Source organism: Cupriavidus basilensis, from assembly GCF_008801925.2.
GTDB lineage: Bacteria > Pseudomonadota > Gammaproteobacteria > Burkholderiales > Burkholderiaceae > Cupriavidus > Cupriavidus basilensis.
Genome location: NZ_CP062805.1, coordinates 91,579 through 105,712 on the forward strand (window position 1 = coordinate 91,579; position 14,134 = coordinate 105,712).

12 protein-coding genes are annotated in these 14,134 nt (G+C 63.0%); 9 read left to right on the forward strand and 3 right to left on the reverse strand.

Annotation, left to right across the window (positions count from 1 at the left end):
• Positions 1-37: 37 nt before the first annotated feature.
• The 7 genes from F7R26_RS36000 to F7R26_RS36030 all read left to right on the forward strand — a co-directional run bounded on the left by F7R26_RS36000 (position 38) and on the right by F7R26_RS36030 (position 7,389).
• The gene (locus tag F7R26_RS36000) at positions 38-1,156 is read left to right on the forward strand and encodes a branched-chain amino acid ABC transporter substrate-binding protein (protein WP_058697502.1); all 1,119 of its coding nucleotides are present in this window, start codon (positions 38-40) and stop codon (positions 1,154-1,156) included.
• A gap of 88 nt (positions 1,157-1,244) precedes the next feature.
• Positions 1,245-2,363 (forward strand): branched-chain amino acid ABC transporter substrate-binding protein, encoded by a 1,119-nt coding sequence (locus tag F7R26_RS36005; protein ID WP_058697503.1) that lies wholly within the window; start codon positions 1,245-1,247, stop codon positions 2,361-2,363.
• An 85-nt stretch (positions 2,364-2,448) separates the two neighbouring features.
• A complete protein-coding gene (gene livH / locus F7R26_RS36010; protein WP_058697504.1) occupies positions 2,449-3,375 on the forward strand; it encodes a high-affinity branched-chain amino acid ABC transporter permease LivH in 927 nt (308 codons plus the stop codon).
• Positions 3,376-3,382: 7 nt separating this feature from the next.
• On the forward strand, positions 3,383-4,642 hold the full coding sequence (locus F7R26_RS36015; protein WP_058697505.1) for a high-affinity branched-chain amino acid ABC transporter permease LivM: 1,260 nt from the start codon (positions 3,383-3,385) through the stop codon (positions 4,640-4,642).
• Positions 4,639-5,418: a high-affinity branched-chain amino acid ABC transporter ATP-binding protein LivG gene (gene livG, locus F7R26_RS36020; protein WP_058697506.1), complete on the forward strand. Its 780-nt coding sequence runs from the start codon at positions 4,639-4,641 to the stop codon at positions 5,416-5,418. The genes F7R26_RS36015 and livG overlap by 4 nt, the downstream gene beginning before the upstream one ends.
• Positions 5,418-6,119, forward strand: a complete 702-nt coding sequence (locus tag F7R26_RS36025; RefSeq protein WP_058697507.1) for an ABC transporter ATP-binding protein — start codon at positions 5,418-5,420, stop codon at positions 6,117-6,119. The genes livG and F7R26_RS36025 overlap by 1 nt, the downstream gene beginning before the upstream one ends.
• 172 nt (positions 6,120-6,291) lie before the next feature.
• On the forward strand, positions 6,292-7,389 hold the full coding sequence (locus F7R26_RS36030) for a branched-chain amino acid aminotransferase (RefSeq protein WP_058697508.1): 1,098 nt from the start codon (positions 6,292-6,294) through the stop codon (positions 7,387-7,389).
• A 59-nt stretch (positions 7,390-7,448) separates the two neighbouring features.
• On the opposite strand, the gene F7R26_RS36035 is transcribed toward F7R26_RS36030, so the two are convergent.
• The 3 genes from F7R26_RS36035 to F7R26_RS36045 form a co-directional block, all read right to left on the reverse strand.
• On the reverse strand, positions 7,449-8,372 hold the full coding sequence (locus tag F7R26_RS36035) for a LysR family transcriptional regulator (protein WP_058697509.1): 924 nt from the start codon (positions 8,370-8,372) through the stop codon (positions 7,449-7,451).
• 207 nt (positions 8,373-8,579) lie between these two features.
• Complete coding sequence (locus F7R26_RS36040; RefSeq protein WP_058697510.1) at positions 8,580-8,990, reverse strand: HIT family protein; 411 nt, start codon at positions 8,988-8,990, stop codon at positions 8,580-8,582.
• Between the two features lie 78 nt (positions 8,991-9,068).
• On the reverse strand, positions 9,069-10,061 hold the full coding sequence (locus tag F7R26_RS36045) for an NADPH:quinone oxidoreductase family protein (protein WP_058697511.1): 993 nt from the start codon (positions 10,059-10,061) through the stop codon (positions 9,069-9,071).
• A gap of 345 nt (positions 10,062-10,406) precedes the next feature.
• On the opposite strand from F7R26_RS36045, the gene F7R26_RS36050 reads away from it, so the two are divergent.
• Together F7R26_RS36050 and F7R26_RS36055 are read left to right on the forward strand one after the other, a co-directional pair.
• Positions 10,407-11,747 carry an MFS transporter gene (locus tag F7R26_RS36050; protein WP_058697512.1) on the forward strand — a complete coding sequence of 447 codons (1,341 nt, stop codon included), beginning with the start codon at positions 10,407-10,409 and terminating at the stop codon, positions 11,745-11,747.
• Positions 11,748-12,086: 339 nt separating this feature from the next.
• Positions 12,087-14,117 (forward strand): NADPH-dependent 2,4-dienoyl-CoA reductase, encoded by a 2,031-nt coding sequence (locus F7R26_RS36055; RefSeq protein ID WP_058697513.1) that lies wholly within the window; start codon positions 12,087-12,089, stop codon positions 14,115-14,117.
• Positions 14,118-14,134: the final 17 nt, after the last annotated feature.

The window sequence follows — 14,134 nt, forward strand, 5'->3', positions numbered from 1 at the left end:
ATTCAGATCGATTCCGGACAACACCGGCATAGCAACCATGAAAACAACTCGCTCATTCCTTGCGATTCCGGCTGCGGCCGTGCTTGCATGCTTTGGCCCGTCCGCGCACGCGGAAACGGTGAAGATCGCTTTGGCTGGCCCCGTGAGCGGCCCCGTCGCGCAGTACGGAGACATGGCAAAGGCCGGTGTGTTGACGGCGGTCGAGCAGATCAATGCTGCAGGCGGCACCGGCGGGCGCAAGCTTGAGGTCGTCATGATGGACGATGCCTGCGAACCCAAGCAGGCCGTGGCGGTCGCCAACAAGATCGTCAGCCAGGGGATCCGGTTCGTGATCGGCCACCTCTGTTCGGGATCGACGATTCCCGCCTCGGAGATCTACGAGAACGAGGGCGTGGTGATGGTGACGCCTTCCGCGACCGCGCCGCAGCTGACCGAGGGCAAGAAGCGCAAGTTCATCTTCCGCACCATCGGTCGCGACGACCAGCAGGGCCCTGCGGCGGCCCGGTACGTCATTGCCCAGAAAGGCATCAAGGCGGTGGCCGTCCTGCACGACAAGCAATCCTACGGCCAGGGCATTGCCGCCACTGTGAAAAAGAACCTCGATGCGGCCAAGGTTCCCGTCGCATTGTTTGAAGGCATCAACGCGGGCGATACCGACTACTCGGCCATCATCACCAAGCTCAAGTCGCAGAAGATCGACTTTGTCTATTACGGCGGCTACCACCCGGAAATGGGACTGCTGCTGCGTCAGGCGCGCGAGCAAGGCATCAAGGCCGTCTTCATGGGGCCGGAAGGCGTTGGCAACAAGGACGTGACCGCGATTGCCGGTGCGGCTTCCGAGGGGATGCTGGTCACGCTGCCTGCGGATTTTTCGACCGACCCCGCCAATGCGGCCGTGGTGAAAGCCTTTGCAGACAAGAAGCGTGACATCAATGGTCCGTTCCAGCTGCCGTCCTATGCCGGCGTCAAGGTGCTTGCGGATGCCATTGCCGGCGCCAAGAGCACCGACCCCGCCAAAGTGGCTGCGTTCATGCACCAGAACAGTTTCCAGACGCCCATTGGCAAGGTCGAGTACGACGCCCAGGGTGACTTGAAGTCTTTCCGGTTCACCGTCTTCACCTGGCACAAGGACGCCACCAAGACGCCCGCCAACTGATTTTCCGCTGGGTCCGTCACGCTCCGGGAGGGCGGGGCGGGCCTCGGTGCTTTGCCCATCCCTACCTATTTCAACAATGGAGACTGCCATGAAATCCACGATTCGTCCTCATCGGCTTGCTGCGGCTGCCGTCCTCGCCGTCCTGGGGCTGTCCGCGCAAGCCCAGACCGTCAAGATCGCCATTGCTGGCGCCATGACGGGTTCGGTGGCCCAGTACGGCGACATGATGAAGGCAGGCGCCCTGACCGCCATCGAGCAGGTCAATGCCGCAGGTGGGGTGAATGGGAAGAAATTGGAGCCCGTCATCATGGACGACGCCTGTGAGCCCAAGCAGGCCGTGGCAGTCGCCAACAAGATCGTCAGCCAGGGCATCAAGTACGTCATCGGCCATGTGTGCTCCGGATCGACCATTCCCGCTTCGGAGATCTACGAGAACGAAGGCGTGCTCATGGTGACGCCGACGGCCACGGCGCCGCAGCTGACCGAGAGCAAGAAGCGCAAGCTCATCTTCCGAACGATCGGCCGGGACGATCAGCAGGGGCCCGTGGCCGCAGGCTACATCATCAATACGGTCAAGCCGAAAAAGGTGGCGGTGCTGCACGACAAGCAGTCCTACGGCCAAGGCATTGCCGCCACGGTCAAGAAGGAGCTGGATGCCGCCAAGGTGCCGGTGGTGTTCTACGAGGGCATCAATGCCGGCGAGCCCGACTATTCCGCCGTCATCACGAAGCTGAAGTCCCAGGGCATCGACTTCGTCTACTTCGGCGGCTACCACCCGGAGATCGGGCTCCTCATGCGCCAGTCGCGGGAGCAGGGCGTGAAAGCGGTCTTCATGGGGCCGGAGGCTGTGAGCAGCAAGGAGGTGACGGCCATCGCGGGCGCGGCTTCCGAGGGCATGCTGCTCACGCTGCCTGTTGATTTCTCTGCAGACCCCGCGAACGCCGGGCTCGTGAAGGCCTTTGCCGAGAAAAAGCGTGACGCGGGCGGCGCGTTCCAGATGCCGGCCTACGCTGCGGTCAAGATCATCGCCGATGCGATGTCCGGCTCCAAGAGCACGGACCCGGAAAAGGTCGCTGCCTTCATGCACCAGAACACTTTCCAGACCCCGATCGGCACGGTCCAGTACGACGCCCAGGGAGACCTCAAGTCGTTCAAGTTCGTGGTCTACACCTGGCACAAGGATGCCACCAAGACCGCTGCCAACTGATGCAGCACGTGGCTAGGCCGGCGTCCGGTTCAAGGATCGGATGCTGCCGGCCTGCTTTGAACGCTCTTGTTGCGAGGCATCCTGGATGAGCGACTTCCTTCCCCAATTCACCCAGCAACTGGTCAATGGCCTGACGCTGGGCTCTATCTATGCGCTGATCGCCATCGGCTACACCATGGTGTACGGGATCATCGGCATGATCAACTTCGCCCACGGCGAGATCTACATGATCGGTGCGTATCTCGGTCTGGTCACGCTCACCGCCATCGGGACGCAGGCGGGCTATCCGCTGCCGCTGGTGCTCGGCGCAGCGCTGCTGGTGTCGGTGGTGGTCACCGGCACGTACGGCTTTGTCGTCGAGCGCGTGGCTTACCGCCCCTTGCGGGGCGGGCCGAGGCTGGTGCCGCTGATCTCGGCGATTGGCATGTCCATCTTCCTGCAGAACTACATGCAGATCGCGCAAGGCGCGCGGGACGTTTCCGTGCCTGTGCTGGTGTCTGGCGCACTGGAGCTGGACATGGGCGGGGACTTCACCGTCACCGTGCCCTACGCACGCTTGCTCATCGTGGGCGTGACCGTGGCGCTGATGATCCTGCTGACGCTGTTCATCGCGCGTTCGCGCACGGGGCGCGCCTGCCGTGCCTGCGCCGAGGATATGCGCATGGCCAATCTGCTGGGCATCGACACCAACAAGGTGATCTCTTTCACCTTCGTGCTCGGGGCCATTCTCGCCGCCGTGGGCGGGGTGCTGATCGGGCTGACCATCGGCAAGCTCAACCCCTTCATCGGTTTCATCGCTGGCATCAAGGCCTTCACGGCCGCGGTGCTGGGCGGTATCGGCAGCATTCCCGGTGCCATGCTGGGCGGCATTGTGCTGGGGTTGGCGGAAACGTTCGCGACCGGCTACATGCCTGCGGAATACAAGGACGTGGTGGCATTCAGCCTGCTCGTTCTCGTATTGCTGTTCCGGCCGACCGGCCTGCTGGGCAAGCCGGATGTGGAGAAAGTGTGAGGACGACATGACACAAGCCATTGCAATGAAAGCGTCGCCGTTCCCCGCCGTCCTCAAGGACGCGGCGATCGCGGCCCTGTTGACCGCGGTGTTGACCATCCCGGCGCTTGGGCTCCAACTCAAGCTCGACGGGTACAAGATGGTCCTGGAGCCGCACTGGCGTCCCGTGTGGATTGCCGTGATCGTGGTGTTCCTGTTCCAGTTGTGCAAGCCGATGCTGGCAGGCGCGCGCGGCGTCGTGCGGCTGCCAGCCATTCCGATGCCGGGGCCGCATCAGCAGCGCGTGGCGATCTGGTTCTTGCTGCTGGCGGGGTTCGCGTGGTCGTTCTTCGGCTCGCGCGGGGCGCTCGACATCGCCACGCTGGCGCTGATCTACGTGATCTTGGGCCTGGGCCTGAACATCGTGGTGGGCTTCGCCGGGCTGCTCGATCTGGGCTACGTGGGCTTCTACGCCGTCGGCGGATACACCTATGCGTTGCTCAACCAGTATTTCGGATTGAGTTTCTGGGAGTGCCTCCCGATCGCGGCGGCGATGTCGGCCACATTCGGCTTCCTGCTCGGATTTCCGGTGCTGCGCCTGCGCGGCGACTATCTGGCCATCGTCACCTTGGGCTTTGGCGAGATCATCCGGCTGTTGCTGAATAATCTCACCAGCGTGACAGGCGGTCCCGATGGCATCTCGGGCATCCCCAAGCCGACGGCCTTCGGGTTCGAGATTGCGCGCGCCGCTAAGACGGCAGGCGCGCAGACCTTCCATGAACTGCTGGGCCTGACCTACAGAGGGGACCACATGGTGCTCTTCCTGTACTTGCTGGCGCTGTTGCTGGTGGGCTTCACGCTCTTCGTCACCAGCCGGTTGATCCGCATGCCGATGGGCCGGGCCTGGGAGGCGCTGCGCGAGGATGAGATCGCCTGCCGCTCGCTGGGCCTGAGCCCGACCCGCGTGAAGCTGTCGGCCTTCACGCTGGGCGCTTCCTTCGCGGGCATCGGCGGCGCCTTCTTCGCGGCACGCCAAGGGCTGGTCAATCCCGAGTCCTTCACCTTCATCGAGTCGGCGTTGATCCTCGCGGTCGTTGTGCTCGGCGGCATGGGCTCGCAGCTCGGCGTGGCGCTGGCGGCCATTCTGCTGACGGTGCTGCCGGAACTCACGCGCGAGTTTGCGGAGTACCGCATGCTGATCTTTGGCCTGGTGATGATCCTGATGATGATCTGGCGCCCCCAAGGGCTGCTGCCCACCAGCCGCCCCCATCTGGAGTTGCCGCGATGACTGCCATTGCATCTTCCGAATTGCTCACAGTCTCCGGCTTGCAGATGCGCTTTGGTGGCCTGATGGCGGTCAACGGCATCGACTTCCAGGTCCGCCGCAACGAGGTCTTCGCCATCATCGGGCCGAACGGTGCGGGCAAGACCACGGTGTTCAACTGCGTCGGCGGGTTCTACAAGCCGACCGGCGGGGACGTGATCCTGGATGGCCACCGCATCGCAGGGCTGCCCAGCCACCTCGTGGCACGCAAGGGCCTGGTGCGCACCTTCCAGAACATCCGCCTGTTCAAGCGTCTGACGGTCGTGGAAAACCTGATGGTCGCGCAGCATCTGCAGGTCAAGACGGGGCTGCTGCATGGGTTGCTGGCGACGCCCGCATACCGCCGCGCCGAGCGGGAGGCGCTGGTGCGTGCCGCGCAATGGCTGGATCGGATGGAGTTGACCGAGGTCGCCAATCGCGAGGCCGGGACGCTCTCCTACGGCCACCAGCGCCGCCTGGAAATCGCCCGCTGCATGATCACCAAACCCCGGCTGCTGTTGCTGGACGAGCCCGCGGCGGGCCTGAACCCGCAGGAAAAGCTCGAGCTCCAGCACCTGATCAAGCGGCTGCGCCACGAGTTCGGGATCTCCGTGCTGCTGATCGAACACGACATGGGGCTGGTCATGGGCGTCTCCGACCGCATTCTCGTGATGGAGCACGGGCGGCCAATCGTCACAGCCAGGCCCGAAGAGGTGCGGAACGACCCGCGCGTGATCAAGGCCTACCTGGGGGAGGAGTGATGCTAAAGCTGGAGAAAATCCACACCCACTATGGCGCCATCGAGGCACTTTCCGGGGTATCGATCGAGGTCAAGAAGGGGGAGATCGTCACCCTGATCGGCAGCAATGGCGCGGGCAAGACGACGCTGATGATGACGGTGTGCGGTTCCCCGCGCGCCAGCAGCGGGCGCGTGCTGTTCGAGGGGCGGGACATTACCAACCGCAACACCCACGACATCATGCGCATGGGCATGGCGATCTCGCCGGAGGGCAGGCGGGTGTTTCCCAGTCTGACCGTGGTGGACAACCTGAAGATGGGCGGCTTCTTCGCCGATCGCCATGAAATCGAGGCCGGGATCGAGCATGTGTTCAAGCTCTTTCCGCGGCTGCGCGAGCGTTCGGCTCAGCGCGCCGGAACGATGTCAGGCGGCGAGCAGCAGATGCTGGCGATCGGCCGCGCCCTGATGAGCCGTCCACGTCTGCTGCTGCTGGACGAACCCACGTTGGGTCTGGCGCCGCTGGTCATTGCGCAGATCTTCGACATCATCCGCACGATCCGGGAAGAAGGGGTCACGGTCTTTCTGGTCGAGCAGAACGCCAACAAGGCACTGCAAGTGGCCGATCGGGGCTACGTGCTGGAAACCGGGCGCGTCGTTCTCGCTGACACCGGCAGGAATCTGCTCACCAATGACCGCATTAAGCAAGCCTATCTGGGTGGATAGGGGCGGCACCCTGGGTGGCAATGCTTTGGCACGGGATTCTCTGAAAGGCCGAATGGGCGTCCTCCAATGCCAATGGCCGCGGCCTCGGCTTGCCACTTCGCCATCCAGTGCCACGAAGAGTTGGTCAGGATTTTCTGACCGTTGAGTTTGGGGTTTACACAAGGAGTAAAAAATGGGCAACGATGCCGATTTGAAGGTTTCGATCGAGAGAAGTCTGTCGCCGACTGCGCCAGAGGTGCGCGCGAAGCTGCTGGAGAATCCGGCGTTCGGGCGCCAGTTCAGCGATCACATGGCGACCGCTCGGTACTCGGCGGAACGCGGCTGGCACGACGCCAAGATTGAGCCGCGCGGTGGCTTCAACTTCGATCCGGCGTCGCTGGTCTTTCACTACGCTCAGGAAATCTTCGAGGGCATGAAGGCCTATCGCCAGCCAGACGGTAGCGTGGCGCTGTTCCGCCCCGACGCCAATGCCCGCCGCTTTCGCAATTCCGCGAACCGGCTGGCGATGGCGCCGCTGCCGGAATCCCTGTTCCTGGAGTCCGTGCGGGAACTGGTGCGTATCGACCGCGACTGGATCCCGGCGGCGGATGGCGCGGCACTCTATCTGCGGCCTTTCATGATCGCCACCGAGGTGTTGGTGGGCATGAAGCCTTCGGCCGAGTATCTGTATTGCGCCATCGCGTCGCCTGTGGGCTCCTACTTCAAGGCGGGCTCATCTGCCGTGACGGTATGGGTTTCCGAGGACTTCACCCGTGCCGGGCCCGGCGGAACCGGCGATGCCAAATGCGGCGGCAACTATGCCGCGAGCCTGGCCGCGCAGGCGGAAGCGGCCCGCCAGGGCTGCGACCAGGTGGTGTTCCTCGATGCCGTCGATCGGTGCTGGGTGGAGGAGCTGGGCGCGATGAATATCTTCTTTGTCTTCAACGACGGATCGATCCAGACTCCGCCCCTGACCGGCACGATCCTGCCCGGCATCACGCGCGAGTCCTTGATGGTGCTGGCGGGCGACATGGGAATGACCGTGCGTGAAGAGCCCTATGCCATTGACCAGTGGCAGGCAGATGCCCAAAGCGGCCGCCTGACCGAAGCGTTTGCCTGCGGCACGGCTGCCGTGGTGACGCCGATCGGCACCGTGAAAGGACGCCAGCACAACTTCACGGTTGGCGACGGTGATGTGGGGCCGGTGGCGAGCCGCTTGAAATCGGCCCTGCTCGATATCCAGCAGGGGCGTGCTCCCGACACGCATGGCTGGATGGAACGGATCGGCTGAAGCACTCCGCCCGCAGGTCTGCCAAACCCGCGGGCTTCTTCCTGTCTTCATCCTTGCGGCTAGCCCTTGGAAAAGAGCTCCATGATCGAATCGCGCAGCCATTGGATTCCTGCATCGCTGCGGCTTCTCTCATGCCAGTGAACGCGGATGTCGAAGGTGGGCAGTTGGAGCGGTGTAGGGGTCACGTGGAATCTGTCGAGGTGTTGAATGATGGACAGGCCGCCTTCGGGCAGCGTCAGCAAGTAGTCGCTCTTGGTCAGCAGGCTTTCGGCTGCCAGGTAGTGCGGCACACTCAATCCGATACGGCGGAACACCCCTTTGGAGCGGAGCACGCCCTCCACCAGGGCATGCCCGCTGCTCGCCGCATCGATGACCAGGTGCTCTGCCTCGGCGAACTTGGCCAGATCAAGCTTGCGCTGCGCCATGTGGTGCTCGCGGCGCATGATGGTGAAGAACCGGTCCTTGCGCACGGTGCGGGCATGCACTCTGCCCTTGATCATGGGTAGTGAACCCATGGCGATGTCGACAGCTCCCGAGGCCAGTCCGTTCTCGACTTCCTCCCACCGAAGCGACTGAATGGCAAGGCGAACACCCGGTGCCTTGCGATTGAGGTGCCCGTGGAGTTCCGGGAGAAACACCAGTTGGCCGATGTCGGACATATGGAGCTTGAAGACCCGCGTCGATCTTGCGGGGTCGAAACCCGTCGGCTGGACGAGCGCCTGTCTCAGGCCTTCAAGAAGCGGCTGGATCCTTTTGTACAGGGCGAGGGCTGTATCGGTCGGGGCCACCCCATAGCGAGACCGCACGAAAAGCGGGTCTCCCACCACGTCGCGCCAGCGCCGCACCATGAGTGAAACGGCGGACTGGCTCATGTCCAGCCGCAGGGCGACCTGGCTCAGATTTCGGGACTCGCAGATGAGGCAGAAAGCATGCAACTCACCCAGCGACCAGTTGTAGGGGCTCGATGGATCCGCTACGGCCATGTTGTCCTCGCTGGCTTTGGTCTTGCCCGGCTCAACCGGCAGCGGCCAAGAATGCCTTGCCGAAACCTGGCCGAGGCATCAACAAAGGTGGTTTCCGATGACGGCATAGGCGATCAATTCAAAAATCATCCTCGGTGCGGCATGGCTCACGGTGTTCGACTTGCCTTGCGTCGGAACATCCGCGATGGGGTTTGCGGCTGCTTGGCGCTATACAAAGCCAGTCAGCCGGGAGGCCAATGACTGCAGTTCTGTCAACGACGGCTCCTTGCGTGGCCATCCCAATGTCACGCCATCACCGTGCTGGCGCGGCAGCACGTGCAGATGCACATGCGGAACCGTCTGCCAACCTGCTGGCTTGTTCGTCTGCAGCACGGTGATGCCGTCCGGATGGAAGGCAGCTTCGACGGCGCGGGCGATGCGTGTTGCCGTCCGGAACAGCGCGCCAGCTGTCTCGTCGTCGAGATCGAGAATTGTCTCGACCTGCGCCTTGGTGGCCACAATCACATGGCCGGGGTTGACCTGGCCTGCGTCCATGAAAGCGATCGTTAAATCGTCTTCATAGACGATGGCAGCGGGAATCTCGCGCTGAATGATGCGGGTAAAAATCGTGGCACCCATATATGTTCCTGCATGAATGTTGTGCCAGACGGCTGTCGGCGAGGGCCGTGTGTCCGGCTTGCTTTGAGGGGAACCGTCCTATCGGATGGTGAGGACGAGCTTCCCGATCACCCCTCTTGACGCGAGCCGGGCCGCTGCGTCAGCGAAGGATTCGAGAGGGAACGTTTGCATGACGCGCGGGCGCACGAACCCCTGCTGGTAGAGTTGGTTGAGCTTCGCCTGGGCCTCTGCGACGAGCTCGGGCGAGTGCATCGGATAGTCCGTCCACTGCATGCCGGCGACGGAGATGTTCTTGAGCAGCAGGTAGGAGCCCTTGATCACCGGAATCTTGCCGGCGGCAAATCCGATGATCACGGCCCGGCCGCGCCGAGCGAGCTGTCGAATGCACGCATCGAACACGTCGCCACCCACGGGGTCCAGAAATACGTCGGCACCTTTGCCGTCTGTAGCGCGATGCACTTGTGCGCGAACGGACTCGGGAAGGTTGGGGACGGACAGGTCGATCACCTCGTCGGCTCCGGATTGGCGCACCGCTTCCGCCTGGGCTTCCGAAGTCACGCCTGCGAGGACTTTGGCACCAAGCCCCTTGGCGATCTGCACGGCGGCCAGGCCGACGCCTCCGGCGGCGCCACTGATCAGTACGGTCTCGCCTTTGCGGAAGCCGCCGCGATCAGTGAGCGCAAAGAACGCCGTCTGGTACACGAGGCCCATCGCAGCCGCATCGACGAAGGGCATTTCGGTCGGAATCTTGTGCGCGCTCGCCTGCGGAACGGACAGACGACTTGCAAAGCAGCCGTTTTCCACCTGCGCCACGACGTGGTCCCCGCTCTTGAGTGAGCTCACGTTCGCACCGACCGCCTCCACGATCCCCGCCGCATCCTTCCCAGGGATGAAGGGCGGCTCAGGCAGGACTTGGTATTTCCCGCTCATCACCAGGAGATCGGGGAAGTTGATCGACGCGGCCTTGACGCTGATCAGGACGTCGTCGGGGCCGACAACTGGGTCGGTCACCTCTTCGACGCGATGGATGCGAGGGTCTTCGCTGAATTGACGGATGACTACGGCTTTCATGCTGATCGGACGAGGTAGGGGTGGCGGGTGCGCGCTTCAAACCCAACGGTTGTAGCTACCCCGTTCCGCTGACAATGGGGCGCGCGTCTACGTCATTATGTATGCATCATTGCATATCTCATAACAATATTTCCAAAAAACTAGTGTAAACCCCTGTTTTGTCGCTGCATATACATCAAGATATTGATGTATATGATAAGTTCTGCGAAGATGCCGCCGTCGTGAAAACGATGGGCCGCGTGCAGGTCTGTTCAGGCCGCTTGTGTCTCGCATGAGAGTGCCTGCGCAGTGGGTCCCTGGCCGTGGTTCCGATGCATTCATACCGAAATGAAGGAGACGAGACCGATGCGAGAGATCAACGTTCACGAACTAGCCGACAAGGCCAAGTTCAACCGCTTCCACGCCAAGGTGCTGGCCTGGTGCTTTCTGGTCATCATCCTTGACGGCTACGACTTGGCGGTCGCTGGAGCGGCGCTTCCAGCCATCATGAAAGAGATGGGCGTGCAGGCTGCGACCGCCGGATTTATGGCCAGCTCGGCGCTGTTTGGGATGATGTTCGGCGCCATCTTCCTGGGCGCATTGGCCGACAAGATCGGGCGTCGCTGGACGATCTCGCTGTGCGTCTTTCTCTTCAGCGTGTTCACTGCGGCAGCGGGCTTGACCAAGGACCCTGTCACGTTCAGCATTGCGCGCTTCATCGCCGGGCTGGGCATTGGCGGTGTGATGCCGAACATCACCGCACAGATGACGGAGTACGCCCCGAAGCGGATCCGCAGCTTCCTGACGACCGTCATGTTCTCCGGCTACGCCATCGGCGGAATCCTGGCCGCAGTGCTGGGCAAGCAGTTCATCGCGCAGTTCGGCTGGCAGATTGTCTTTTTCGCTGCCGGCGCTCCGGTGCTGTTGATTCCCTTCATCCTGAAGTCGATGCCGGAATCGCTGTCGTTTCTGGTGTCCCGGCGCGACAGCGGGCAGCTGCGTCAGCTTGTCCAGTCCATCGACCCGGCGTTCAAGGTCGGCACGAACGACACGTTCCGCCCGCCTCAGGCGGCTCATTCGGAATCGGGCGTGACGGTGGCGCAGCTGTTTCAGGATGGCCGGGGGCTGAGCACGGTGATGTTCTGGGTGGCCTTCTTCACCGGCTTGTTCATGATCTACGCGCTCAGTACCTGGCTGACGAAGCTGATGGCCATGTCGGGCTACAGCCTGGGTTCCGCGTTGAGTTTCGTCATCGCACTCAATGTGGGGGCGGTGATTGGCTCGATCGGCGGCGGCTGGCTCGCGGACCGGTTCCACATCAAGTGGGTGGTCGTCTGCATGTACGCGCTTGGGGGCGTTTTCCTGTACATGATGACGCTCAAGACCTCGACCGAGGTGCTCTATTTCATCATCGCTGCCGTCGGTGCCTGCTCCACGGGCGCGCAAATCGTCGTCTATGCCTACAGCGGCCAGTACTACCCGTCGGACATCCGCTCGACCGGGATCGGCATGGCGTCGGGCATCGGGCGCCTTGGCGCGATCGCGGCTCCCTTGCTGATCGGGCTGATCGTGTCGCTGCAACTTCCGCTTGAGCAGAACTTCCTGGTCATTGGTGCCGCAGGCGTCCTGGGAGCCGCTGCGCTCGCATGCATCAACCATGGCCGATCGGCGTCAGAACTGACCCTCAAAACGGGTACCGCCGTGTGAGTGCGCCAACGGCTGGGCCTTGGCGGCCCAGCCGTTGGCTGCGCTATTGCGCTTCGAGTCCCGCCTTGCCCTGAGCCGGATCCCGAACGGCACAGCCGGGGGGGCAAGGGATCCCTTGCGAACCCCGCATGTCCCGGATGCCGCGCAGCGCCGGCGCTGCCGCTGGAGATCTCACTCGCACACCTATTTGTGTAGTGATATTGATCTTTTGTGATGACTAATGACCGCAAAAGTAGGTATAAACCCCAGATCATTGAAATAATATACATCATGATCTTGACGTAAATGGGCGAACCCGAGATCATTGAGACCACCCTAGGCCCACCACGAGAGACAAGCATGCCCGCTTATCCACACCTCCTCAGCCCCCTGCGCGTCGCTGGGGTAGATCTGCCGAACCGCATGGTGATGGGCGCGATGCATACGCGCCTGGAAACGCTGGATCGTCCCCACGAAAGACTGGCTGCCTTCTACGCAGCCCGCGCCGCGGGTGAGATCGGCCTCATCCTCACCGGTGGCTACTCTCCCGTGCCCGAAGGGGTGATGGACGAAGGCGGTTTGGTGCTGGACAAGCCCGAGCAGCTGGACGAGCACCGCGTCATCACATCGGCGGTGAACGAGGCCGGTGGCCACATCGTCCTGCAGATTCTTCACGCGGGCCGCTATGCCAAGGTGCCCACCTGCGTCGCACCTTCGGCCGGCAAGGCGCGGATCAACGTTCATCCACCGCGTCCGCTGACGACCGCGGAGGTCTGGACAACCGTCGAGAGCTTTGCTCACACATCGGCGCTGGCGGAGCAGGCCGGATATGCAGGCATCGAGATCATGGGTTCCGAGGGCTACCTGATCAATGAGTTCACGGCAGCGTTGACCAACCAGCGCGACGACGAGTTCGGCGGGGACTTCGAGCGTCGGATCCGCTTCCCGCTCGAAATCGTCAAGGCCGTGCGGGCGCGGGTCTCCCCGCAGTTCATGGTCATCTATCGCATCTCGTCCATCGACCTGATGGACGGGGGCATGACCGGCGAGGAAGTTGCCGAATTTGCCCGCCGTGTCGAGGCTGCGGGCGCGGACATGATCAACACCGGCATTGGCTGGCATGAGTCGTCCGTGCCGACGATGGCGGCCCCGGTGCCGCGTGCTGCCTGGATCGACGCGATCCGCAACGTCAAGCGCGCGGTTGGCATTCCGGTCATGGCGTCCAACCGCATCAACGCGCCCGATGTGGCCGAGGAGATCATTGCCTCCGGCGCGGCGGATCTGGTTTCGATGGCCCGCCCGTTGCTGGCCGACCCTGAGTTCGCCCGCAAGACGCGCGAAGACCGTGCCGACGAAATCAACACCTGCATTGCCTGCAACCAGGCCTGTCTGGATCGCATCTTCACTGACCGCGTGGCGACTTGCCTGGTCAACCCCAGAGCGGGGCGCGAGATCGAGTTCGACAACAGCAAGACCGCCACTCCCAAGCATTTCGCCGTTGTCGGCGGTGGGCCCGCGGGCATGGCGTTCGCGATCAACGCCGCCCAGCGCGGACATCGGGTCACGCTGTTCGAGGCGGGCGACCAGTTGGGCGGCCAACTGAACATGGCCCGCAAGGTGCCCGGCAAGAACGAGTTCAACGAGATGTTGCGGTACTTCCGGGTCACGCTGGAACGCTTGCAGGTGGCCGTGCATCTGCAAACGCGTGTCGAGGCCGGAGATCTGGCCGGGCGTGTGCGCTCGGGAGAGTTCGACGAGGTGGTGATTGCGACCGGCGTGGTGCCGAGGGAGCCCGATATCCGCGGGCTCGATCACTCGAAGGTGGTCAGCTACCTGGATGTGCTGGCCAACGGCGCGCCGGTGGGCAACAAGGTAGCCATCATCGGCGCGGGCGGCATTGGCTTTGACGTGGCCGAGTACCTGGTCGGCAATGCCGAGGAGTCGCTCAAGCCACAGGTGTTCATGGATGCCTGGGGGGTGGATACGGGTATCCGCAGCGCGGGAGGCCTCAAGGCGCCTGCGCAGCACGCGACTGAGCGCGTCATCCACATGTTCCAGCGCAAGCCCGAATCACTGGGCAAGAACCTGGGCAAGTCCACGGGCTGGATTCTCAAGGCCAAGCTGCGCAAGGCCGATGTGGCCATGACTGCCGGTGCGAGCTACCGGGCGGTCGACGATCAGGGCCTGCACTACAGCGTGAATGGCGAGGCTCGCGTCTTGGACGCGGACACCGTCATTCTCTGCGCGGGACAGCTGTCGAACCGGGCGCTGTTCGATGGCTTGGCCAAGCGGGGTGTCAAGGCCCACGTGATCGGCGGAGCGGATGTCGCGGCTGAGTTGGACGCATTGCGCGCCATCGACCAGGCAACGCGCTTGGCGGTTTCGTTCTGATCTTCACCAGTCCCACC